We start from the raw sequence: 21,975 nt of genomic DNA, 5'->3' as shown, positions 1-21,975 counted from the left end.
CTGCTGCTGGCCGCCGGAGAGCTGACGGGGATAGGCATCGGCCTTTTCCGACAGGCCGACACGCTGCAATAGCTGCTTGGCGTTTTCGATCGCGTCCTTGCGCTTTTCACCGTGGACGCCCACGGGCGCTTCGATGATGTTTTGCAGAACCGTCATGTGCGGATAAAGATTGAACTGCTGGAACACCATGCCGATCTTGCGGCGCTGCCGGGCGATGCCGTTGGGCGAAAGCCGCTCCAGCCGGTCGTTGTGCACCCGGTAGCCAATCTGTTCACCATCCACCTCGATGTAACCCTTCTGGATGGACTCAAGGTGGTTGATACAGCGCAGAAATGTGGACTTTCCCGAGCCCGACGGACCTAGGACAACGACGACTTCGCCTGGCATGATGTCGAGGTCGATGCCCTTGAGTACTTCTAGATGATCGAAGGACTTGTGGACATTGCGCGCCTGGACCAGCGGCTTGGTGTTGGAGACGGCGGTCAATGGCTTGCCTCCTCTGCAGTAGCGACGGCTGCCGGCTTGGCCGTTGCACCGTTGCGGCGTTCGCTACGGCCATAATAGGCTTCGATGTAGCTCTGTCCGATATTGAGCACCGATGTGATGAGCAGGTACCAGATGACTGCGACCAGCAGCATCGGAATGATCTCGAAGGTGCGGTTATAGATCGACTGCACAGAATAGAGCAGATCGGCCATGGCGATGACGCTGACGAGCGAGGTCGCCTTGATCATGCTGATCAGCTGGTTTCCGGTCGGCGGTACAATTGAGCGCATCGCCTGCGGTATGATAATCCGCCGAAGTGCCCTGCCCTTGGTCATACCAAAGGCTTCAGCGGTTTCCGCCTGGCCGCGATCGACCGACAGAAGGCCACCGCGAATGATCTCGGCCATGTAGGCCGCTTCGTTGAGTGCCAGGCCGACAATGGCGGCCGTCATCGGCGTGATCACCGCGTTGGTGTCCCAGCTAATGAGCGACGGGCCAAATGGAATGGTAATCGACAGCTGCGGAAACAGGGTCGACATGTTGTACCAGAAGATCAGCTGCACCAGCAGCGGCGTGCCACGGAAGAACCAGATGAACAGCGAGGCGAAGCCGCTAGCCAACCGGTCGTTCGACATGCGCATGATTGCGATGATCAGGCCGAGCGCGACACCGAGGATCATCGCGACAACCGTCAGGCCAAGGCTGACATAAAGGCCGCTGATCACTGTTGGGTCGAAGAAATACTGGGCAACGACCGGCCAGCCGAAATTCTCGTTGTTGGCGACGATCCAGACGAAATCGAGGACGACGATGGCGATGATCGCCCAAAGAACGAGGCGTCCCGTTCTGAACGGCGTATGCGCGGTAACGACGTCGCGGAAGTCAGCACCGCCCGAAGGCGGTGCATTGGTGGTGGGGTTAGTGCTCATTTTGGAAGCTGTCCGCCAAGGTTGAGGCCGGGTTCCTTGATCATGTTGTTCTCAAGGCCCCACTTTTTCATGATGGCAGCATAGCTGCCGTCGGCCATCAGTACCTTGATGGCGTCGATCAGGATCGGTCCGAGCGGCGAGCCTTTGGGAACGACGGCGCCCTGGAAGATATCCTCAAATCCGTTCTTCTGGCCGACACCAGTCAGTTCGAGCTGGCCGTTGGCCTGGCTAACGAAATAGGTGAGCGGCGCCTGGGAGGAAAAGAAGGCATCTGCGCGCTTGGAACGTACGGCAAGGATCGAACTCGGCTGGTCGGTGTAGGACTGGACTTCAACTGCGTCCTTGCCCTCTGCCTTGCACTTGTCCGACTGGGTCTTGATCACGCGCTCGGCGGAACCACCAGCCATGACCGAGATGCGCTGGCCACAGGCCGTGTCGAGCGAACTGATGCCTTTGGGATTGCCCTTCAGGGTCGCGAAGACGACGAATTCCTGCACCCAGTCGACGAAGTCGTTGGACGCTTCGCGGTCCTTGTAGTCGCCGACAGGGCCGAAAGCGAACTGGTAGCGACCGGAGTTAACGCCGGCGAGCAGCGCCGGCAGGCCACCGACCGTCTCATGCTCGATCTTGACGCCGAGGACCGCGCTGAGGGCTTCGGTCAGATCAGCGCTGGCGCCGGTCATGACGGTGCCGGTGACGATTTCGTAGGGTGGGAACGAACCGTTGTTGACGGAGATCATCTTGCCCGAGGTCTTGATCGCGTCAGGCAGCTTGTCATGCAGCGCGGCGTTGAGCGCGGGCTTGGGCAAGGCGGCATCCTGTGCCAATGCGGCAGTGGTGGCCACGGCGCTTGCCAGGACGAGATAGGTCATTTTCTTCAGCAACATGTTCATTCCCCTTATTAATGCTGTCGTGGTTGCATGCGGTTAGAGGTTGGCACCCGTGCGGCTGCCGTCGGTGTCGAACGGGAAGAGTTCCAGGGGCGTCATCTCGCGAGCGAGAATGCCCTGGGCGTGCAGCTCGGCCGAGAAATCGGCGATCATCTTCTCGTTGGCGGCAAAGCCGTTTTCATCCCAGTTCGCAGGGAGTTCGAGAGAGGTCTTCAGGAGCTCATCGAACATCCACGGCGACGTATCTGCATATTTGCGGCGCTTGTTCAGCCACATGCGCTGCGATTCCTCGATCAGCTGGCTAAGCTCAGCAATGATCCAGGGGTTCTCTTCCACGATCTCTGCCTTGATGCCGATAAGGTGCATGCCGGGTACATATCCCACCTCGTCGAAATATCGACGCTCGGCGCCACGGAAATCAGAAAGAACCTGCCGGAACGGTGAACCATTGGCAAAATAACCATCCGGCATGAACGGCGTGAAAATCGCGTCGAGCTGACCGTCGCGTAGCAGATCGACCATCGGACGTTCGCCGGGGGCGGCTTCAATGAGCCCAGGGCGGCCAAAGCCATCCAGCCGATCGACAACAGGATGCGCTTCCGTCAGGCGCCCAGCATACCACATCGCATCCTCGACCTGAACGCCTTCACGGCGCACCGCAGCGCGTGTCCAGGTATTGCCAGAGTCGCGCCAGCCGGTGACGCCGATACGCTTGCCGGCAAGTTGCGACAGCTCGGTAATCGGGCTGTCCTTCATGGTGATGACACAGCGATGGCGGAAGCCACGCATGATGAAGTTCGGGATGCCTACGACACTGTGATCGCCGTCATAACGTAGCTGGGTGTAACGGCTGAAGGACATTTCGGCCGCGTCGCAGGTGTCGCTCTTACCAACATGCGAGACCAGGGTGCCGATCCGCTCGACCTTGACGTCGAGCTTCGACGACGAGACGTCGCCGAGAATGAGAGGGGTCATGTAGTCCCAGTCGCGAAGGGCAAGGCGAAGTGTGATCGGCATCTGCATTCACTCTCAAAATTTCTTGTCTGGCGCATCGTTAAATGTTCAAATAGGCCTGATCAAATGTTATTACGTTATTGAACATTAATTATGGTGCGAAAATGAGCGACATTCGGGATGCGACCTGGTTTGCCCAAAAAATAACCGATCGGACGATTCGGGGGATCGCACTCGAGACCAGCGCCCTGATCCGTGGCGGCGCCCTGCCCGTCGGGACAAAGCTCCCGGCCATCCGCGATCTTGCGTTTGCTTTGGGTATCAGCCCGGCAACAATCTCCGAGGCATGGAGCGAATTGCGGCGCCAGAAGATCATCAGCGGCCGCGGGCGAAATGGGACATGGGTTAGCGGCGACCGCTTTGTCGCCAAGCCGGAGCGTCTGGCGAGTTCCGGTAACTACGGTGAGGACGTACTGAACCTGACGGCAGCCGTTCCAGACGTCACTCTTCTGCCGAAACTTGAGGCTGCCATGGTGTACGGCGCATCGGCAGAAAACCTGAATAGCTATGAGCGCAACCGCATTCTGCCCGAGCTTGAGGCGGCGGTCAGAGAAACATGGCCTTATGAGCCGGAGGCATTTCTCGCCACCAACGGCGGCTACAACGCCGTCTACACTTTGATGAACGCACTCGTCATGCCTGGCGCAGCGGTTGCGATCGAGAACCCCACGGCGATGCGCCTACTTGATATCCTGGAGGATCGCGGCGCGCGTATCATCCCGGTCGAGTGCGACCACGAAGGCCCACTACCTTCATCATTGCGCCAGGCAATGGCCTATCGTCCCGTCGCCTTTGTCTTCCAGCCGCGTATTCATTCGGTTACTGGCCAAACCGTCACGGCTGCACGCATGCAAGGCTTGGCCGACGTGCTGCGCGGCGCTGATACGCTGATCGTTGAAGATGACGGCGTCGGGGACATCTCCGATGCGCCACGGCAATCGATGGGAGACATCTTCCCTGACCGGGTGATCCACATATTCTCCTTTTCAAAGACCCACGGCCCTGATTTACGACTGGCTGCACTGTCGAGCTCGCGGGCGATCGTCGAGCAGATCCAGTCGTTCCGAAGCTTCAGCGCGGGTTGGACAAGCCGCATTCTGCAGGCAGCGGGTGCCTGGCTTATCCGCGACCCTGCTACGCAGGAGACTGTACGAGCGGCGCGCGAGATCTACGCCAGGCGTCGCCACGACCTGGTGCAGGCATTGCGCGACCGAAACATCAACGCCGCGCACGGTGCCGGTCTGTCAGCCTGGGTGCCGGTCTCCTCGGAGCCATTCGCGATGGTAACGCTTGCGGCGCGCGGAATTGCCGTGCATCCGGGCGCAAAATTCTCGCTACTGCCGGGAAACTTCCTGCGCGTGGCGACCGCGACACTGTCCGATCGCTGCACCGAGGTCGCCGATTCGATTGCCCTCGCGGCATCGCATGATTAATTCGTGGCTTAGCCCGACCATCTTTTGCATCTCACAACAGGTCCGCGTAGATGCCCATACGGCCGATGATGAAAAGAGTGATTGCAGCGGCGTGGACGTCAGTAGCTGCATGTCCAGTTGTTGGTCGGCCTGAACCCAGCGTCGCAAGCCGGGTTCGCTGACGTTCGCGGGTTATAGTAATTGTCGGCCGGATTATGGTTAGCCCCCGTTGTGCAGGCGGACGTGAGCGCGGCAAAGATTACTACGACACCGCCGGATACGAATCGGTGAACTGCGCCCATCTGACTTCTCCACCATGACTTTAACCCTGTCTCAAAATGCTCTGCTGCTGCGGCAGATGCAAGGGCGGAAGGCTTGTCCACCGGATCCTTGATTTAATCGGTTTGCCCGGTGGGTTGAAATCCTTAGTCTATTGTTCTGAGAACCTTCCTGAGATCAACAACTCGTATGGGCTGCCGGTGCGGCATGCTTCAATTGGGGTTTCATCGCCCGTCGAATGGGGAGACATTGCACGTTGAAACACCACGAGGAGAGACGCATTGAAACTTGCCACGACGCAGACCTTTGTCTCCCCCGATATCGAGGCAAACGGGCGCACGATACGATCGATGATCGCGCGTGCCGCCGATAGTGGCGCTCGACTGATCACCTTCTGCGAGGGCGCATTATCGGGCTACTCCAAGTTCCAGATCGAAACCCCGCAAGAGTGGGCGCGCTTTGATTGGCGAACACAGGAGGTGGAGCTGCGGGCCATTGCCGCGCTTTGCCAGCAGCGCGGGATCTTTGCGGTCATCGGCGGGGCGCACCGGCTTTCAACCGGCGTCCCTCCGCACAACTGCCTCTACGTCATCGGCGAGCAAGGTGATCTGATAACGCGATATGACAAGCGCTTTCTGTCGAACGCCGAGCTAGGAGGCTGGTATACGCCCGGCAACGATGCCGTGACGGTGCAAGTCGATGGCTATCGGTTTGGCTTTGCCATCTGCATCGAATCGCAGTTTCCAGAAGTCTTCTCCAGTTATGAGCGAATGGGCGTGGATGGCGTGCTCTTTTCGTCTTACGGAGTTGCAGAGTACTTCCAGATCGCACTCAGGGCACATGCCGGGCTAAATTGCCTGTGGATCGGCGCATCAACGCCCACACAGAAATCCCACAAAGGTCCAGCTGGGATCATCGGACCGGATGGTGAATGGACGGCGCGATGCATCCCGGCCTAGGAACTGGATCTTACGATCGCCGAGCTGGACCGCCGCGATCCACGCTACGAGATTGCCCTGCAAAAGGCACGACCGTGGCGTGCACTAGCGCGAAAGGGCGACATCTATCGCCTTAAGATGGTCTCCGATCCGAGAAGCAGCAACCGCTCCGAGTTCTAGATCAACCTGGGTCGGACCTTTTCCGACATCGTCAGCACCCGCGTTATCCTACTTGTCGTCGTGCGTGCAATCACGGAGCGTTTCGACCTGCTTGACACAAAAGAAAAGTGACTTAATCTAGTCAACGGATCGGAGGAGACCCGTTGTTGTGGAGGCAGCGGCTCGGATGGGATCCTGAATCGGGAGGAAATACTGGTGAAGAACAAGGCAATCATGCTCGCCCTTCTGGCGGGTTCGTTCCTGGCCGCGCCTGTTATCGCGGCGGCTCAGGATCTGATCACGGGCGACATCGTCGGCAAGGCCGATGCGCCCAACAAGCTCATTTTCCGCATGACGACAGACGGGCCGCGCAACAACGAGCCCGTTTATGCCGAGGGTTACAGCAAGCTCTTCAACGACTTCATCGCCAAGCGCCCGGACTGGCAGATCGAGCTGCAGATGATGTCTGGTGATATCGGCCAAGAGCAGGCGCGCATGCTCGAGCAGGCGAAGTCCGGTTCGGCGCCCGATTGCGCTGCGGTCGATTCCTTCGTGCTGCCGCTCTTCAAGAAGTCCGGCGTGCTGCAATCCTTCTCGCCCTATTTCAGCAAGGAAGAAATCGGCCAGTTGTTCCCGTTCATCCGCGAGGGCATCACCGGCGATGACGGCAACATCTATGCCTGGTGGTGGTCGACCGACCTGCGCGTCCTCTACCGCAACAAGGAGATCGTGCCCGACGCGCCTCAGACCTGGGATGACCTGAAGAAGGCCGCGCTGCATTCTGTCGACGAGGGCATGGAGGGCATTCTCTTCAACGGCAGTCGCTATGAAGGCACGACGTTTGACTGGCTCGCCAACTTCTGGGGCCAGGGTGGCAAGCTGGTCGACGATCAAGGCAAGCCGATCTTCGGCGAGGGCGAGAACCGCGAGAAGTTCGTCAAGGCCGTGAACTACTATCGTGATCTGGTGGAATCGGGTGCAGCTCCCAAGCGCGTCGCGACGCTCGGCAGCTATGACGACTTCAATGCAGCGGCCGCAGCCGGAACGACGGCACTCTTTGTTGGCGGCAACTGGCAGTATGCGCAGTTGAAGACCGCGCTCGACGAGGACGAGTTCGCCAAGTGGACCTTCTCTCCCCTTCCCGGCCCGACCGCCAATGAGCGCTCGACCGGCACCGGCGGCTGGACAGTCGCGGCCTTCAGCAAGGATGCCGCCAAGGTGAAGGTCTGCGCCGACCTTGCCCGCGAAGTCTATATGGGGCCGGCCAACGCGCTGCAAGAACAGCTGCCGACGCGCGCCGACCTCTATGACAAGTATGAGGTCTTCTCGACGCCGGCAAACAAGACCTTCGCCGAAGCCCTGAAGGTCGGGCAAGCGCGGCCGGGTGCTGCCGTCTATCCCGAAATCTCCAACCAGATCCAGATCATGATGGGCAAGGTGTTAACAGGCACGCAGGCGACGGAAGCCGCCGTCGACGAAGCCTTCACCGCCTCGCTCAGCGCCTTCAAACGGAGCTGAGCTGATGATCGGTGGCGCGGGGTAACCTCACCCGCGCCACCGATGCCGACTGCCTGATCTCAATGACACATGACCGGACGGATCGATGACCAATCTCAGCATTGCGGCCGAGACTGCGCCTACCGGAAGCAGGCTTGCCGCGCGAAAGTTCTACCTCTCGCCCGCGCCCTGGCTGATGCCACTGATCCTGGTTCTTGGGGTCTTCTATCTCTATCCGCTGATCGACGTCTTCCGCTTTGCCTTCACCAACATATCGCTCGTCGGCAACGACGAGGAATACACGCTGCGAACGATCGCCAACACGCTCTCGAAGCCGGAACTGCTGCAGATCCTCTGGGTGACGCTCGTCTTCACCGGATCCAGCGTCGTTGCCCAGCAGGTGCTTGGCCTGTTCATTGCGCAGGTGGTCGTGCGCAGCGAAAAACGCGGCCTGTTCGGCTCGACCATCGTGCGCACCACGGCGCTGGTCGCCTGGGTTGTTCCCGGGATCGCCGGCGGCATCATCTGGAAGATGCTATTCAACGAGGCGCCCTTTGGCGGCCTCAACAGCCTGCTCAGGATGCTCGGGGCCTCGCCCGTTCAGTGGTTGTCCGATCCGAACATGGTCATGTGGTCGGTCGTCATCTCCAACGTGTGGCGTGGAACGGCTTTTTCGATGGTCGTTATGTACGCCGCCATCAAGGCGATAGACCCGGAGCTTTATGAGGCCGCGGAAATGGACGGCGCCAATCCCTGGCAACGGCTGATCTACATCACCCTGCCGCAGTTGCGCGCAGCGATCCTCGTCAACATGATCCTCATCACCATCCAGACGCTGAACACCTTCGATGCGATCATCTCGCTGACCGGTGGCGGCCCGGGCCGGGCGACCGAGGTTCTGTCGCTCTACACGTTCAACGTCGTCTTCCGGAATTATGATCTGGCGGCCGGCGCGGTGCTGTCGATCCTGATGCTTGTCATCAGCCTCAGCCTGGCGCTCGTCTATGCCCGCTTTCTGCCGAAGGGAGAACCGGTATGATCAATTCGAGACAGGAACGCATCGGCGACCTCTTCAGCTATCTCTTCATGCTGATCACCTTCCTCTTCTTCGCCTGGCCTTTGGTCTGGCTTTTGTCGCTGGCGCTGCGCACCCGCAAGGAGGTGTTCCTCGGCGTCTCCAGGCTGATCCCCAAGTCGCCGACGCTCGACAATTTCATCGCGATCCTCTCCTCCGACAAGTTCGCTGGCTATCTTTGGAACGCGCTCATCCTGTCGGCGTCGAGCGCGATCGGCTGCCTGATCGTGGCATTGCCGGCTGCCTACGCCTTCTCGCGCTTTCCTTTCCGCGGGAAAGGCCCATGGATGATGGTACTGCTTGCCTTTCAGATGATCTCCCCACTCGTCATCATGGTCCCGCTTTATCGCTACATGGCCAAGATCGGTCTCACCGACAGCCATTTCGGCGCGACGATGGTCTATATCGCGCTTGCCGTGCCGATGGTCACATGGATCCTCAAGGGCTTCATCGACGGCATCCCACGAAGCCTCGACGAGGCGGCACTGATCGACGGGTGCAGCCATTTCGGTGTCTTCTGGCGCATCATTCTGCCGCTCGCGAAACCAGGGATTGCCTCTGCCTTCATCATCTCGGTCATCGCCGGCTGGTCGCAATTTCTTGTGCCTTTCCTCTTGATCAGCAAAGAGGCGCTGATGCCGATCGGTGTCGGCATCTTCCAGTACGCCGGCACCCAGAACGACAGCTCCATTCAGTTGTTGGCGGCCGCCTGCCTTGTGTCTGTCGTGCCCGCCATCGTCGCATTTCTTTCGCTCCAACGCCTCATTCTCGGCGCCATGACGGCTGGTGCCGTCAAGGGCTGATTTCTTTCAAACATCAGGATATGATCATGTCGCTTACGCTTGCCCAACGCCTCGACCGCATCCGCGTCCGCATGTCGGAACTCGAACACTGGCGCTCCCGTGAAACAGTGCAGATCAGCGGTTGGACCTTTGACGGCGAACCGATCGCGATCGGCGCAGCATGGCCGCGCAAGGACGGCACGGTGAGCTTCTCCGCCTCGGCGCGCGTGCCGGAACATTGGCCGGTAGAGGAAGCCCGCCTCAGCCTCAATCTTGGCGGCGAAAGCCTCATCACCATCACCAACGAGGCCGGCAACGAAACGCGCCTTGGTCTTGATCCCTATCACCAGGAATTCCGCCTGACGTCGCGCCGGCTCGCGATCTCGTCAGAAACGGTCGCACGTCTGCCGTTCGGCGAGCCGGTGCGCGCGCCCCGGCTCGAACGGGCAAACCTTTTGTGGCTGGACGAGCCGGTCGACCGGCTGTGGCTGCTCTTGCGCCAGATCTCGGAGGCGGTCGATACGCTTGAGGGCCATGAGGTCATTCCACATTTGATCGATATCGCCGAGGCCGCCATGCGCGGGCTTGACTGGCCGTCATCGACGGCAGCCTATATAGCGCGCATGTCGCCGTCGGTCGGCCAGCAGAAGATCTGGCAGCTGCCCGAACTCGAAACCGCACCTGAAGGTCTCAACCAGGGACAGCGCGCCAGCGTGGTCGCGGCTTACGACACGCTGATCAAGGAGCTGAAGCAGCTGCGCGAACGCTTCCCGCCGCAGGGTGAGATCGCGCTGACAGGTCACGCGCATATCGACCTTGCCTGGCTGTGGCCCTACCGCGAGACCCGCCGCAAGATGCGCCGTACTTTCCACACCGCGCTCTCGCTGATGGAACAGTCGTCCGACTTCCGCTTCAACCAGTCGACGGCGCATTACTATAACCAGATCGCCGAGGATGATCCCGAGCTTCTGAAGCGCATCGTCGAGCGCGTCAAAGAGGGGCAATGGGAAACGCTCGGCGGCATGTGGGTCGAGCCCGACACCAACATGCCGACAGGCGAGAGCCTCAGCCGGCAGATCCTTTATGGCCAGCGCTATTTCGAAAAGACCTTCGGCGTTCGCCACACCGTGTGCTGGCTGCCCGATTGCTTCGGCTTCTCCGGCGCCCTGCCCCAGCTTCTGCGCCAAGGCGGGATGAAGAGCTTCTTCACGATCAAGGTGAATTGGTCGGAGACCAACAAAATCCCCGCCGACCTCTTCTGGTGGGAAGGCCTCGACGGCAGCCGGGTGCTGACCCACACCTTCGACAACCCGATGCATGGCTATAACGGCTTTGTGCAGCCGGATTGTTTCGTGCCCACCTGGCGGAACTTCCAGCAGAAGGACAAGCACGACACGACGCTTCTGGCTGTCGGCTATGGTGACGGCGGTGGCGGCGTGACACCGGAGATGATTGTCCGCGAAGAGCAACTGCGTGCATTCCCGGCATTGCCCGCAGCGCGCTGGACCAAGGTGCACGACTTCTTCGAGGGTGCTCACAAGAGTGCCTCTGAAAAGGAGCTCACCACCTGGCAGGGCGAGATCTATCTCGAGCTGCACCGCGCAACGCTGACCAGCCAGAGCGTGGTCAAGCGCCTGCACCGCAAGGCCGAGCGTAGCCTGATCACTGCGGAAACCCTTGCCGGACTGGCGCATCTCATGGGTGGCGAGAAGCCGGCCTCGCTGGAGAAAGAATGGCGTGTTGTTTTGAAGAACGAGTTCCACGACATTCTGCCGGGATCTTCGATCGCCGAGGTCTATGCCGACAGCGCGGAAGAACTCGACGGCGTGATCGCCGATGGCCGGGCCGCGCAGGCAAGCGCTTTGGCGGCCATCGCCAAACAGTTGCCATCGGGAAGCGGCAGCAACGTGCTGGTGGTCAACCCGTCGCTGGATGAACGGCCTGTCAGGCTGACACTCGCCGATGGCAGCCACGTCGCGTCACGCGACAGCATCGCCCCGCTCGCCATCGCGGTCATCGACATTGCCTCGCTGAAGGCGCAGCCGGGTCTTTCGGCCAGCAGCAGCCACCTCGAGAACGTAACGCTGAAGGTGACGCTGGCCAAGGACGGCTCGATTTCGAGCATACTGCACAAGCCCAGCGGCCGCGAAGCGCTTGAAGGCGCGGGCAACCGGCTCTTCGTCTACCCGGCCGACAAGCCGCGCAACTGGGACGCCTGGGACGTCGAGGAGGATTACGCCGCGCGTGGCGAGGAAATCACCGCGCTTGATAGCATCGAGCTGATCGAAAACACGGCTCACCGCGCCGCGATCCGCATCGTTCGCAGCTGGCGCCATTCGCGCATCACACAGATCCTGTCGCTTGGCGCCAATTCCCGCCGCCTGGATATCCAAACCGAGCTTGACTGGCACGACCGCCGTGCCTTCCTCAGGACCTTGACGGCGGTCGCCGTTCGCAATGCGCGTGCCACCTGCGAATGCGCATATGGCGTCGTCGAGCGGCCCACTCACGCCAATACGTCATGGGACGCGGCTATGTTCGAGGCCCCTGCCCATCGCTTTGCCGATCTGTCCGAGCCCGGCTTCGGCGTCGCAATCCTCAACGACGCCAAGTATGGCCATAGCATCAGGGGTAACGTACTCGGCCTTTCACTTCTGCGTTCGCCCATCTATCCCGACCCTTTGGCCGATGAGGGGTTGCAGAGCTTCACCTATTCGCTGATGCCACATGAGGGGCCATGGCACGAGGGTGGCGTAAGAGAAGAAGCCGACGACCTCAACCAGCCGCTTCTTGCCCTGGCCGTATCGGATCGTGCCGTGGGGGCATGGCAGCCGATCAAGACGGATGGCATCTGCGCGGCTCTCTCGGCGATCAAGCCGAGCGAGGATAATGATGGCCTGATCTTGCGTGTCTACGAGCCCGCCGGTCGGCGTGGTGCCTTTGACCTGACGCTACCGCAAGGATGGCGTAACGAGGGGCCGGTGAGCATCATGGAGGAACCCATGAGCGACGTGCCGCTCGAGGGATTGATGCCTTTCCAGGTCAAGAGCTGGCATATCTCGCGCTAAGTCGAGAGCAAAGCATGGTGAAAGCCCGGTCACGGCGTGACTGGGCTCTTTCCGTTTACGCCACAATGACTTAGTCTCGATAGATCTTGTGGCAGTTCAACATGTCCGACACGGTCAAGGAGAAGAGTGGAGTTGCAGGTTTCGGGTTCCAATCCTGAGCAGGCGGCAGCGGCCAACCGGGCCATGATCCTGAGCGCGATCCATCGCGGCGGGCCGATTTCGCGTACCGAACTGGCGGCGCAATCGCGGCTGACTAAGCAGGCTGTGACACGGATCGTCGAGCGCCTGCTCGACGAGGGCCTCGTCATGGAGGCGCGGCGCCGGCACGGGTTGCGTGGGCAGCCGGCCATCGAGCTGGAGATCGATCCGGAAGGTGTTTTTTCGATCGGCGCCAATATTGACCGCGATCACCTTACCATCGTTGCTGTCGACGCTGTTGGTACGGTGCGTGGCCGCATTCATCACGAGGCACGGTTTCTGCTGCCGGATGATTTCGCGGCTTTGATGGCTGATGCGCTCTCCTCTTTCCGGCGACGCAAGATCATCGAGGAAAGCCGCCTGGCCGGGATCGGCCTTGCCATCCCCGATTGGCTCGGTGAAGTACCCGTTATCGGCTTTCCGCCGGAATACCGACGCTGGAGCGGCTATGATGTGCGCGGCGCGCTCGAAGCGATCTCCGACCATCCTGTTTTCATCGACAATGATGCGAATGCTGCTGCTCTGGGCGAGATTGAATACGGTCTCGGCACCGAGATCGGCAGCTTCTTCTACATCCTGGCGAATGCTTGCCTTGGGGGCAGCCTGGTGATCGACGGCATGCGCCACAAGGGTGCCAGCGGCATCGGCGGCGAGATCGGCTGGCTGCCGGTGCTGTTTGATGATGGCCCGTTTGCCGGCAGCACCCAGCCGCTTGGCGAGATGTTTTCACTGTTCATCCTGCTCGATCACCTGAAGCGGAACGGCGTGGAGGCTTCCACCCCGGCTGATCTCCTGACGCTCGATACGAACGGACGCGCAATCGTCAGCGCATGGCTGCGCAAAGTGAGTGTCAAGATCGCCCAGGCGATCGTTCATATCGGCATAATCGTCGATCCGGAGGGCGTTCTCATCGGCGGCCGCTTTCCCGTCCGGATTATCGACGAGCTGTTGCTTTACGTTCACGAGGAGATTGGCCGTCTCGGCGCCAAGGCGCCGTCGCTGCATCGCGCGGCCGGCTCGGAGGATGCGGCAGCCCTCGGCGCTGCGGCCATTCCGCTCGCCCATCGTCTCGGTCTGCCATCGGCCGAACCCGCGCAGCGGTTCCGCAACCCGATAGGTGGCCTGGCAAACAATGTGGGACAGTGGCCCGAAGTGGTTTCCAAGGTTGCGGCCGGTTGACGCTTCAAAGGGGAAACAGCGTCTCATTGAACGGTCGCAGGGCAGCGCCCAGCACGACGCCGTCTTTCGGATGGGTTGCCGGTTGAACCACCGGAATCCAGGGAGCGATCACAAGGTCGCGGATTTTTTCCTCTCGCTCCCGCACCATGCACGATATCACTGACGCCAGAATGTCGTCAGGCAACGACCCGCCTATGAGGATCGCCCCCGGAGCGATGAAACCGGAGATCGTCAAAACCGCTTCGTGAAGGTGGCGCGCGGCCACGACAGTCCACGCATCCACCGAAGCGGATTGGGCCGCCAGGTGATGCTCAAGCGAGGGCAATGTCGCAACCTCGTTCAACGTCGCGCCGTCCACGCCAGATCGCATATTGCCGATCTGGCCGGCAAGTCCGTGGATGCCACGAAACGGTCTGCCCCCGATGAGTAGCCCCGCGCGAACGGTATCGTCGATCAGGATGGTCACAAGCCCCCCATCCGGATCGCCGATCCCAAGCGTGCGTTCCGCGCCGACGGCGGCGTCGCTGTCGTCGAGGACATAAAGCGGCCCGACCATCTCGCCAATGCAATCCTTTAGCACCCGATGGTCGAAGGACGCTCCGGGTGCAAGTGCCACGCCACAGCCGACAAGCTTGCCCGACGCCGCATGCCGGATGCTTCCCACCGCCTCGCCGATCTCATCGATATCCGTGAAGCCGACGCGCGCGCGGATCGAGCAAGAAAGGTCGATGACAATGATCTCTCCACCTTGCGCCGCGACCGAGATCCCGAGCGAGAAGGCAGCGTCGGGACAAAGCGCGAATTCCAGCGCCGCGTAGCGCGTCGTGCTAGCGCGCTTTCGCCCGGCGACCAGCCCGGCACTTGCCAGGCGCTGCACGATGCCTGCGATTGCGGGCTCCGTCAGCCCGAGGCGTCGTGATAGCTCCTGGCGCGTAAGCGGTCCGAAGCGGCGGATGAGCCCGAGCGTTGTACGGGAATTATGATCAGCGATATCGACAGGGCTGATCCCAGGCCGTGCATCTGACGGATCGCGTGTCCTCGGCGAACCAGACACAGAAAGGCGCCTCGCCGTCTTCAACCGTGCGTTCCTTGAACCATGTCCTTGGCGCAGGTCACTGACGAACTCCCTTCATATGCGCAATACAGTCTGTTGAAATATCGCGCAATTTTCCATGAGCAGCAAGAAACCCGTCTCCGATATGCCACGCGAGAGCGCAAAAATGTCGGAACCATCTGACAAGCCACCGGTTTTGATGAAAAGAAGGGTAAAAGGCCTTGTTGTTTCCATAGTCGGCTCATAGATGAGCCATTGAAGCGACCACTCATTTTTTAGGGTTTTCTATTTCAGTTCTCAGGACTGGATTGACGAGCACCCCGAAATGTTAGTGGTCTACCGTCCATCATCGTCCGTAAGAGCGACATGGCCAAGAGGCCGGCTGCCGCATTTCGATTTTCCGCCAGGGTCATAAACATTGAATCAAGAAGCTGCCATCAACCCCGTGGCCAACCCAATGGTGGAAAGACGCGTCGTTCTGCATTTTCCTGGTTTCGAGCCGCTTGATTCGAAAGCCCACCATGCACGCTACGTGCGGTCCGCCAATCTGAGTGCCAGGGCCTGGAACCTCGACCTGACTGTCGGCGCCTGCAAGGAGGACGGTCAATTTGACGTCACCTGCAGCTTTCAGGCGCAAAAAACGTCAAGTCGCGTTTTCGTCTTCGACCATAATGACCTCGTCCGGAAATATAGTGACCGGGGCCTGCTACAGCGTCTCTTATCAGGTTATGCGAGCGCTGGCCGCGTTATCGCTCAGGGCGGGTTGTTCGGTTACTTCAAGCACGCATGGCGCTTCGGCCTGTTCTTCGTGTTTCCCTTCGCCTTGGTTCTGGTCGCACTAGTCCTTAGCGCTACGATCACTGCTGCCCCCTATGTTCTAAGCCTCGAGCGCTGGAATTTCCTCTGGAGCGCGCTGCTTGGCATAATGTTCTTCCGCTTCGTCTTCCTGCCCTTCGCCGCAAGGTTCCACACGCTGCATCTCTTTGCGGATTGGGACTTGGCGGTGGCGCTGGCAAAGCTTGACGATCCAGCCATTGTTCAGTGGCTCAAGCGGTGCAAGGCGCGGGTGCGCGATGCGATGCGCGAGAATGCGGACGAGTATCTGATCACGTCGCACAGCATGGGATCGAGCATTGCCAGCCATGTCATCGGCATGCTGGTCGAAGAAGAACCAGAGCTCTTCGCCAATAAGCGGGTCGTCTTCGTGACGCTCGGCGGCGCGATTTTGCAGTGCGCCCTACTTCGATCGGCAAAGAGCCTGCGGGCAAGAGTTGGCGCGATTGCGCGCACACAACAGATTTTCTGGCTTGAGATCCACTGTCTGACCGACGTGATCCATTTCTACAAGTCGCGCGTCGTGGCCTGCTGCGGCCATGCCGACGCGCCTCAGGCCTCGATTGCCACGATCCGCATGCGCCATATGCTGACTGGAGAGCACTATCGCAAGATCCGCCGCGATTTCTTGCGCGTGCATCGACAGTACGTACTGGGCTCGGATCTGCGTTCCGCCTTCGACTTTACCTTTATGACCGCCGGGCCACTTCCAGCCGCATCCTTTGCAGACCTCAACCAAGGCTGGATCGCGAAGGCGTAACCACTGGTTTCATAGAAAAATGCGCGGCCGAGACTTCGCCTGACCGCGCATGCTCCAAGCTCAATGCAAGGCTGTATCCGCGCCGATTACGGGATGGCCGACATGGCTTTAGCCGCAGTCGCGGGCGCCGCCGCTTGCGGCGTGCCCGGCTCGTGACCGACGAGGCAACGGATCAGCTCGCTCATGCTGACGCTGCCAATCTCCTGACCGTCTCCAGACACGACGGCTGCTGCCGACGCGTTAGCGGCCGATAGCTGCCGCAAGGCTTCCTCGACGGCTGTCCCCGCAGGAATGCGAACGCCGGACTTCGCAAGCGCTGACGTCGGTGACATGACGGCGTCGACTTGGATGACCCTGGCGCGGTTCACTTCCTTGACGAAGGCGGTGATGTACTCGTCGGCAGGCCTGAGCACGATATCGGCCGCGGTGCCCTGCTGAATCACCTCGCCGTCTCTAAGGATCGCGATGCGGTCTCCGAGCCGCAACGCCTCGTCGAGGTCATGGGTGATGAAGACCACGGTCTTCTTCAACTCCTTCTGTAGATCGAGCAGCACCGTCTGCATATCCACGCGGATCAATGGATCAAGCGCCGAATAGGCTTCGTCCATCAACAGAATTTCGGCATCGTTGGTCAGCGCACGGGCAAGGCCGACGCGCTGCTGCATGCCGCCCGAAAGCTGATTGGGGTAGTGGTTGGAGAAGCCTTCAAGTCCGACACGCTTGATCCAGTGCTGCGCGCGCTCTTCGCGGTCGCCCTTCCCCACACCTTGGATTTCAAGCCCGTAGACGGCGTTCTGCAACACGTTTCGGTGCGGCAGCAAGCCGAACTTCTGGAAGACCATGGCCGTCTTCTTCTGGCGGAACTGGCGCAACTGCTCTTTGTCCATGCGACAGACATCGACATCGCCATAACGAACCTCTCCGGACGTCGGGTCGATCAGGCGGTTGATGTGGCGGATCAGCGTGGACTTGCCGGAGCCGGATAGCCCCATGATGACAGTGATGCCGCCGCCTGGGATAGTGATGTTGATGTCCTTCAGGCCAAGGACATGACCGTGTTCGCGATTGAGTTCAGTCTTCGACATTCCCCGCATGACGGGCTCAACAAAATCACGAGCTCGAGGTCCGAAAATCTTGTAAAGATTACGGATATTGATCGATTGGCTAACCATGAACGACCTCCCGATGCTTCTGAAGACGCAGACCGTACGCCTGGCTTATACGGTCGAAAATGATGGCGATGCCGACAATGGCGAGGCCATTGAAGACGCCGAGCGTGAAATACTGGTTGGCGATGGCCTTCAATACCGGTTGGCCGAGGCCCTGCACGCCGATCATCGATGCGATGACGACCATGGCGAGCGCCATCATGATCGTCTGGTTGATGCCGGCCATGATCGTCGGCAGTGCCAGCGGCAGCTGGACATTGCGCAGTTTCTGCCAGCTCGATGACCCGAAGGCATCTGCGGCTTCAAGCACATCGCGGTCGACCATGCGGATGCCCAGATTGGTCAGTCTGATCATCGGCGGAAGTGCATAGATGACGACGGCGATGACGCCGGGCACGCGTCCGATACCGAGCAGCATGACGACGGGAATGAGATAGACGAAGCTCGGCATTGTCTGCATGACGTCGAGGATCGGGTTGACGATCCTTTGAAGCCTGTCCGAGCGCGACATGGCAATGCCGATCGGAATGCCGATCGCGATCGAAAGAACGGTACAGACGAAGATCATCGAGACCGTCTTCATCGTGTCTTCCCACATGTCGAAATAGCCGATGAGAAGCAGCGTGACGATGCAACCGATGACAATGCGCCAACTGCGCGTCGCCAGCCACGCGATGGCGCCGATCAGCGCGATCACCAACGGCCATGGCATGCCCGTCATCAGGCGTTCAGCCCAGATCAAAAAGCTTTGCAGCGGGCTGAACAGATTTTCGATGCCACTGCCATAGCCGCGCGTGAAGGCGCGAAAGCCTTCGTCTACGCTCTTTTTCAAGGCGCGCAGCATGTCCTCGTCCATCGACGGAAATTTCCAGAGCCAATCCATGTCGGTTCCCCATGACAATATCGGCGGCGGCTTTGATTATTTTTGACCGTCCTGCCGGTGTGTAGGCGGGCGATCCCTTGATCGGGGCCGCCCGCTGTCGATGCGGTGCTTACAGCGAAGCCTTGATCTTCGTGGCGACCTCGGGAGAAACCCAAGTGGTCCAAAGCGCTTCATTGTTCTTCAGGAAGTACTTGGCACCTTCTTCGCCGCTGGCCTGGTTGTCCGACATCCAGGCGATCAACTTGTTGACCGTGTCGTTGGTCCAGGCGCGCTTGTTGAGGTAGCCGACGACATCGGGACCGGCACGATCAGCGAAGGTCTTGGTGACCAGCGTCTCGACATTGTCGGCGGGCCAGGCATTTTCCTTCGGATCGGCACAATCGGCAACCGAGGTGCAACGCTTCCATTCGGCGGCGTCATATTCGGCGCCGTAGCCGAGCTTCACCATCTCGTACTTGCCAAGAAGAGCGGTCGGTGCCCAGTAGTAGCCGACCCATGGCTGCTTGGCTTCGTAGGCCTTGGCGATCGAGCCGTCGAGGCCGGCGGCAGAGCCGGTGTCGACGAGCGTGAAGCCGGCCTTGTCGCCGCCGTAAGCCTTGAAGAGCTGCGCGGTCACGACCGTGCCGCCCCAGCCCTGCGGACCGTTGAATACGGCGCCCTTGCTCTTGTCTTCAGGTGCCGGGAAAAGCTCCGGATGCTTCATCAGGTCTGGGATCGTTTTCACATCAGGATGAGCGTCGGCGAAATACTTGGGGATCCACCAGCCCTGGATGGCGCCATCTGAGAGGATCTTGGCGGCCTTGATGAACTTGCCGTCGGTCAGGCCCCGGTTGACGATCTCGGGCTGGAGACTGACCCAGGCCTCGGGCGCGATGTCGGGCTGGCCTTTTTCGGCCATAGAGGTGAGCGTCGGGACGGTGTCTCCGACAACCAGTTCGGCCTTACAGCCGTAACCCGCCTCGAGGATCAGCTTGTCGATGTTTGCCGCCACTTCGGCGGACTGCCAATTCATGTTGGCGATCGTGACATCACCACATTCGGCGGCGGATGCAACACCGCCAAGGCCAAGCAGGCCGGCGGCGAGAACGGTGGAAGCCAAAAGCATTTTCATTTTCTTGTTCCCTCTGGTCGCGGTGCAACGTGAACCCGGGCGCCGGCAGCACCGCGTCCGCCAGCCTCCCCATTGAGCCGTCATTGGCTCGGCATGCGCCATTCCGATTGCGTCAAAAAATGGCGCATTGGAGCTTTCTTTCAATGTTCTCATGTATTGGCAGTCGCAATAAGATCATCCTTGTCGCTCCTGATCTCAAAGAAGTGATGCAAAGCGGAACGCTTCGTAAATCGCGGCGTGGATATTGCGGCCCGCCACCGCGTCCCCGATTCGAATGAGATCGAAGCGGCCCTCCAGATTGCGCTGCCGCAACGGCGCACGTCTTGCGATCAGGGCGCCATAGTCGACGGCGCCGAGATTGCGCGACAGCGGCTTCAGCTCGAAATAGAGATCGGCATTGGCCATGGTGCCGTGCTCGACGACAACTTGCGACACCCGGCGCTCCAACGCGGTCGCTTCGGCGTAATCGGAGCCCAGCACGGCCACGAGCTGATTGCCATCGCGGCGCACCGATTTCAGCCGTGTATTGATCGTGACCTTGACGTTCTTTTCGGCGAAGACCTTGGCATAGGGCACATGGTTCATGCCGCCGATCTCGGGCGCGAAGAAACGCTCCGGTGACACCAGTTCCAGCTCGGCGCCGGCAACGGCGATAACCTCGGCCGCCGACATGCCGGGATGGGCGCCGTTATCGTCGAAGAGAAGCACAGTATCGCCCGGCTTCGTCGAGCCGGCCAAGATATCCCACGTCGAGGTGACCAGTTCATCTCCGGCATCGAGCGCCGGCGACTGCGCGATACCTCCGGTTGCCACTACCACCAGATCCGGCTCGAAGGCCAGAACGTCGTCGCCACCTGCAAAGACGTTGTAGTGTATCGTGACGCCCAGCCGCTCAAGTTCCTCCAGGCGCCAGTCGATGATCCCAACCATCTCGCGCCGCCTTGGATTGCGGACCAAAAGATTGATCTGACCGCCCGCCTCGCCGCTCGCCTCAAGGACATCCACCGTGTGGCCGCGCTCAGCCAGCACACGGGCCGCCTCAAGCCCGGCCGGCCCTGCGCCCACAACCACGGCCCGTCGCGCCGACGCAGCAGGGGCGATCTCGTGCGACATTTCCGTTTCGCGGCCCGTCACCGCATTGTGAATACAGAGCGCCTCGCCGCCCTCATAAATGCGATCGAGACAGTAGGTCGCGCCGACGCAGGGGCGGATACGCGCCTCTTCGCCGGCTTCGATCTTTCTAACGATGTGCGGATCGGCGATATGGGGCCGCGTCATGCCGACCATGTCGAGCTTGCCCTCGGCGATCGCGTGGCGGGCGGTCGCCACGTCGGAGATGCGGGCGGCATGGAAGACCGGAAATTTCGTGGCGGCCCTGATGTCGCCGGCGAAATCCAGATGCGGCGCGGACGGCATGCCCTGAATGGGGATGACGTTGTTGAGCGCAGCGTCGCTATCGATATGGCCGCGGATGACATTGAGAAAATCGATTGCCCCACCGGCGACGAGCCGCTTGGCGATCTCCACGCCCTCCTCGCGCGACAGGCCCTTGTCCCATTGCTCGTCGGCCACAAGCCGGATGCCGACGATGAAATCGGGGCCGACCGCCTTGCGCACGGCCTCAGTGACCATTGTTGAAAAGCGCATCCGGTTCTCAAGTCCGCCACCGAATTCATCCTCGCGGATGTTGGTGGCCGGCGACCAGAAGCCATCCATCAGGTGGCCGTAGGCCTCGAACTCGATGCCATCGAGGCCGGCGGCCTGCATGCGCTCAGCAGCTGAAACGTAATCGTCGACGATCCGCTCGATATCCCACTCTTCAGCCTCCTTGGGGAAGGCCCGGTGGGCGGGTTCGCGGATCGGGCTTGGCGCAAGCACCGGCAGCCAATCGCCCTTGTTCCAGCCGGTGCGGCGGCCAAGATGGGTGAGCTGGATCATCACGGCCGCACCATGCTCGTGACAGTCGTCGGCCAGCCGCTTCAGCCATGGCACGATCTCGTCGCGGTAGGCGTGCAGGTTGCCGAAGGCGGGCGGTGAATCGGGAGACACAACCGCCGAACCGGCCGTCATGGTCAGCGCGATACCGCCCTTGGCCTTTTCGAGATGATAGAGCCGGTAGCGATCGGTCGGCATGCCGTCTTCGGAATAAGCCGGCTCGTGCGCGGTCGACATCACCCGGTTCTTCAGCGTGAGGTGTTTCAATTGGAATGGTTGAAGTAGGGGATCCTGCGAAGCCATCGATCTGCACCACCAAACAA

At 60.4% G+C, this 21,975-nt stretch carries 17 protein-coding genes; 8 read left to right on the top strand and 9 right to left on the bottom strand.

Going from position 1 to position 21,975, the window contains the following annotated elements:
• From B3605_RS07255 to B3605_RS07240, 4 genes are all read right to left on the bottom strand, one after another.
• Window positions 1-486, bottom strand: a 486-nt coding sequence (locus B3605_RS07255) for an amino acid ABC transporter ATP-binding protein (RefSeq protein ID WP_296433445.1), incomplete at its 3' end; no start/stop codon positions are given.
• A complete protein-coding gene (locus tag B3605_RS07250) occupies window positions 483-1,415 on the bottom strand; it encodes an amino acid ABC transporter permease (RefSeq protein WP_183794215.1) in 933 nt (310 codons plus the stop codon). The genes B3605_RS07250 and B3605_RS07255, both read right to left, overlap by 4 nt.
• Window positions 1,412-2,302, bottom strand: coding sequence for an ABC transporter substrate-binding protein (locus B3605_RS07245; RefSeq protein WP_183794217.1), 891 nt, complete (start codon window positions 2,300-2,302; stop codon window positions 1,412-1,414). The genes B3605_RS07250 and B3605_RS07245 overlap by 4 nt, the downstream gene beginning before the upstream one ends.
• Window positions 2,303-2,341: 39 nt before the next feature.
• The gene (locus B3605_RS07240; RefSeq protein WP_296433443.1) at window positions 2,342-3,322 is read right to left on the bottom strand and encodes a nitrate ABC transporter substrate-binding protein; all 981 of its coding nucleotides are present in this window, start codon (window positions 3,320-3,322) and stop codon (window positions 2,342-2,344) included.
• A gap of 101 nt (window positions 3,323-3,423) precedes the next feature.
• On the opposite strand from B3605_RS07240, the gene B3605_RS07235 reads away from it, so the two are divergent.
• From B3605_RS07235 to B3605_RS07205, 7 genes are all read left to right on the top strand, one after another.
• Entirely contained in the window at window positions 3,424-4,752 is a 1,329-nt protein-coding gene (locus tag B3605_RS07235; protein WP_296433442.1) for a PLP-dependent aminotransferase family protein, read from the top strand.
• A 539-nt stretch (window positions 4,753-5,291) separates the two neighbouring features.
• On the top strand, window positions 5,292-5,969 hold the full coding sequence (locus tag B3605_RS07230; RefSeq protein WP_296433441.1) for a carbon-nitrogen hydrolase family protein: 678 nt from the start codon (window positions 5,292-5,294) through the stop codon (window positions 5,967-5,969).
• A gap of 372 nt (window positions 5,970-6,341) precedes the next feature.
• On the top strand, window positions 6,342-7,625 hold the full coding sequence (locus tag B3605_RS07225) for an extracellular solute-binding protein (RefSeq protein ID WP_113010728.1): 1,284 nt from the start codon (window positions 6,342-6,344) through the stop codon (window positions 7,623-7,625).
• An 85-nt stretch (window positions 7,626-7,710) separates the two neighbouring features.
• Complete coding sequence (locus tag B3605_RS07220) at window positions 7,711-8,643, top strand: carbohydrate ABC transporter permease (protein WP_296433440.1); 933 nt, start codon at window positions 7,711-7,713, stop codon at window positions 8,641-8,643.
• The gene (locus B3605_RS07215; RefSeq protein WP_112973574.1) at window positions 8,640-9,482 is read left to right on the top strand and encodes a carbohydrate ABC transporter permease; all 843 of its coding nucleotides are present in this window, start codon (window positions 8,640-8,642) and stop codon (window positions 9,480-9,482) included. Before B3605_RS07220 ends, B3605_RS07215 begins: the two co-directional genes overlap by 4 nt.
• A gap of 26 nt (window positions 9,483-9,508) precedes the next feature.
• Complete coding sequence (locus tag B3605_RS07210; RefSeq protein WP_296433436.1) at window positions 9,509-12,529, top strand: alpha-mannosidase; 3,021 nt, start codon at window positions 9,509-9,511, stop codon at window positions 12,527-12,529.
• A 132-nt stretch (window positions 12,530-12,661) separates the two neighbouring features.
• The gene (locus B3605_RS07205; protein WP_409457184.1) at window positions 12,662-13,906 is read left to right on the top strand and encodes an ROK family transcriptional regulator; all 1,245 of its coding nucleotides are present in this window, start codon (window positions 12,662-12,664) and stop codon (window positions 13,904-13,906) included.
• A gap of 4 nt (window positions 13,907-13,910) precedes the next feature.
• On the opposite strand, the gene B3605_RS07200 is transcribed toward B3605_RS07205, so the two are convergent.
• Entirely contained in the window at window positions 13,911-14,960 is a 1,050-nt protein-coding gene (locus B3605_RS07200; protein WP_296433435.1) for an ROK family transcriptional regulator, read from the bottom strand.
• Window positions 14,961-15,417: 457 nt separating this feature from the next.
• Here B3605_RS07200 and B3605_RS07195 point away from each other — a divergent pair, with 457 nt between their 5' ends.
• Entirely contained in the window at window positions 15,418-16,554 is a 1,137-nt protein-coding gene (locus B3605_RS07195; protein ID WP_296433452.1) for a hypothetical protein, read from the top strand.
• Window positions 16,555-16,640: 86 nt separating this feature from the next.
• On the opposite strand, the gene B3605_RS07190 is transcribed toward B3605_RS07195, so the two are convergent.
• The 4 genes from B3605_RS07190 to B3605_RS07175 all read right to left on the bottom strand — a co-directional run bounded on the left by B3605_RS07190 (window position 16,641) and on the right by B3605_RS07175 (window position 21,955).
• Window positions 16,641-17,726, bottom strand: coding sequence for a quaternary amine ABC transporter ATP-binding protein (locus B3605_RS07190; protein ID WP_296433433.1), 1,086 nt, complete (start codon window positions 17,724-17,726; stop codon window positions 16,641-16,643).
• Window positions 17,719-18,606, bottom strand: coding sequence for an ABC transporter permease (locus B3605_RS07185; RefSeq protein WP_112819040.1), 888 nt, complete (start codon window positions 18,604-18,606; stop codon window positions 17,719-17,721). Before B3605_RS07185 ends, B3605_RS07190 begins: the two co-directional genes overlap by 8 nt.
• Before the next feature lie 109 nt (window positions 18,607-18,715).
• Window positions 18,716-19,717: an ABC transporter substrate-binding protein gene (locus B3605_RS07180; RefSeq protein WP_112941978.1), complete on the bottom strand. Its 1,002-nt coding sequence runs from the start codon at window positions 19,715-19,717 to the stop codon at window positions 18,716-18,718.
• 195 nt (window positions 19,718-19,912) lie between these two features.
• Window positions 19,913-21,955, bottom strand: a complete 2,043-nt coding sequence (locus tag B3605_RS07175) for an NADH:flavin oxidoreductase (protein WP_183794226.1) — start codon at window positions 21,953-21,955, stop codon at window positions 19,913-19,915.
• Between the last annotated feature and the right edge of the window lie 20 nt (window positions 21,956-21,975).

The sequence above is a fragment of the Rhizobium sp. UBA1881 genome (assembly GCF_002338015.1).
GTDB lineage: Bacteria > Pseudomonadota > Alphaproteobacteria > Rhizobiales > Rhizobiaceae > Rhizobium.
Note: the sequence above shows the minus strand (reverse complement) of the source record. Positions and strands in the feature narration are given on the sequence as shown.

What these genes read in the sequence shown, in the direction of transcription:
- B3605_RS07250 (WP_183794215.1), bottom strand. Translation starts at nt 1,415, where the DNA reads ATGAGCACTAACCCCACCACCAATGCACCGCCTTCGGGCGGTGCTGAC.
- B3605_RS07245 (WP_183794217.1), bottom strand. Translation starts at nt 2,302, where the DNA reads ATGTTGCTGAAGAAAATGACCTATCTCGTCCTGGCAAGCGCCGTGGCC.
- B3605_RS07240 (WP_296433443.1), bottom strand. Translation starts at nt 3,322, where the DNA reads ATGCCGATCACACTTCGCCTTGCCCTTCGCGACTGGGACTACATGACC.
- B3605_RS07235 (WP_296433442.1), top strand. Translation starts at nt 3,424, where the DNA reads ATGAGCGACATTCGGGATGCGACCTGGTTTGCCCAAAAAATAACCGAT.
- B3605_RS07225 (WP_113010728.1), top strand. Translation starts at nt 6,342, where the DNA reads ATGCTCGCCCTTCTGGCGGGTTCGTTCCTGGCCGCGCCTGTTATCGCG.
- B3605_RS07220 (WP_296433440.1), top strand. Translation starts at nt 7,711, where the DNA reads ATGACCAATCTCAGCATTGCGGCCGAGACTGCGCCTACCGGAAGCAGG.
- B3605_RS07215 (WP_112973574.1), top strand. Translation starts at nt 8,640, where the DNA reads ATGATCAATTCGAGACAGGAACGCATCGGCGACCTCTTCAGCTATCTC.
- B3605_RS07210 (WP_296433436.1), top strand. Translation starts at nt 9,509, where the DNA reads ATGTCGCTTACGCTTGCCCAACGCCTCGACCGCATCCGCGTCCGCATG.
- B3605_RS07195 (WP_296433452.1), top strand. Translation starts at nt 15,418, where the DNA reads ATGGTGGAAAGACGCGTCGTTCTGCATTTTCCTGGTTTCGAGCCGCTT.
- B3605_RS07190 (WP_296433433.1), bottom strand. Translation starts at nt 17,726, where the DNA reads ATGGTTAGCCAATCGATCAATATCCGTAATCTTTACAAGATTTTCGGA.
- B3605_RS07185 (WP_112819040.1), bottom strand. Translation starts at nt 18,606, where the DNA reads ATGGATTGGCTCTGGAAATTTCCGTCGATGGACGAGGACATGCTGCGC.
- B3605_RS07180 (WP_112941978.1), bottom strand. Translation starts at nt 19,717, where the DNA reads ATGAAAATGCTTTTGGCTTCCACCGTTCTCGCCGCCGGCCTGCTTGGC.
- B3605_RS07175 (WP_183794226.1), bottom strand. Translation starts at nt 21,955, where the DNA reads ATGGCTTCGCAGGATCCCCTACTTCAACCATTCCAATTGAAACACCTC.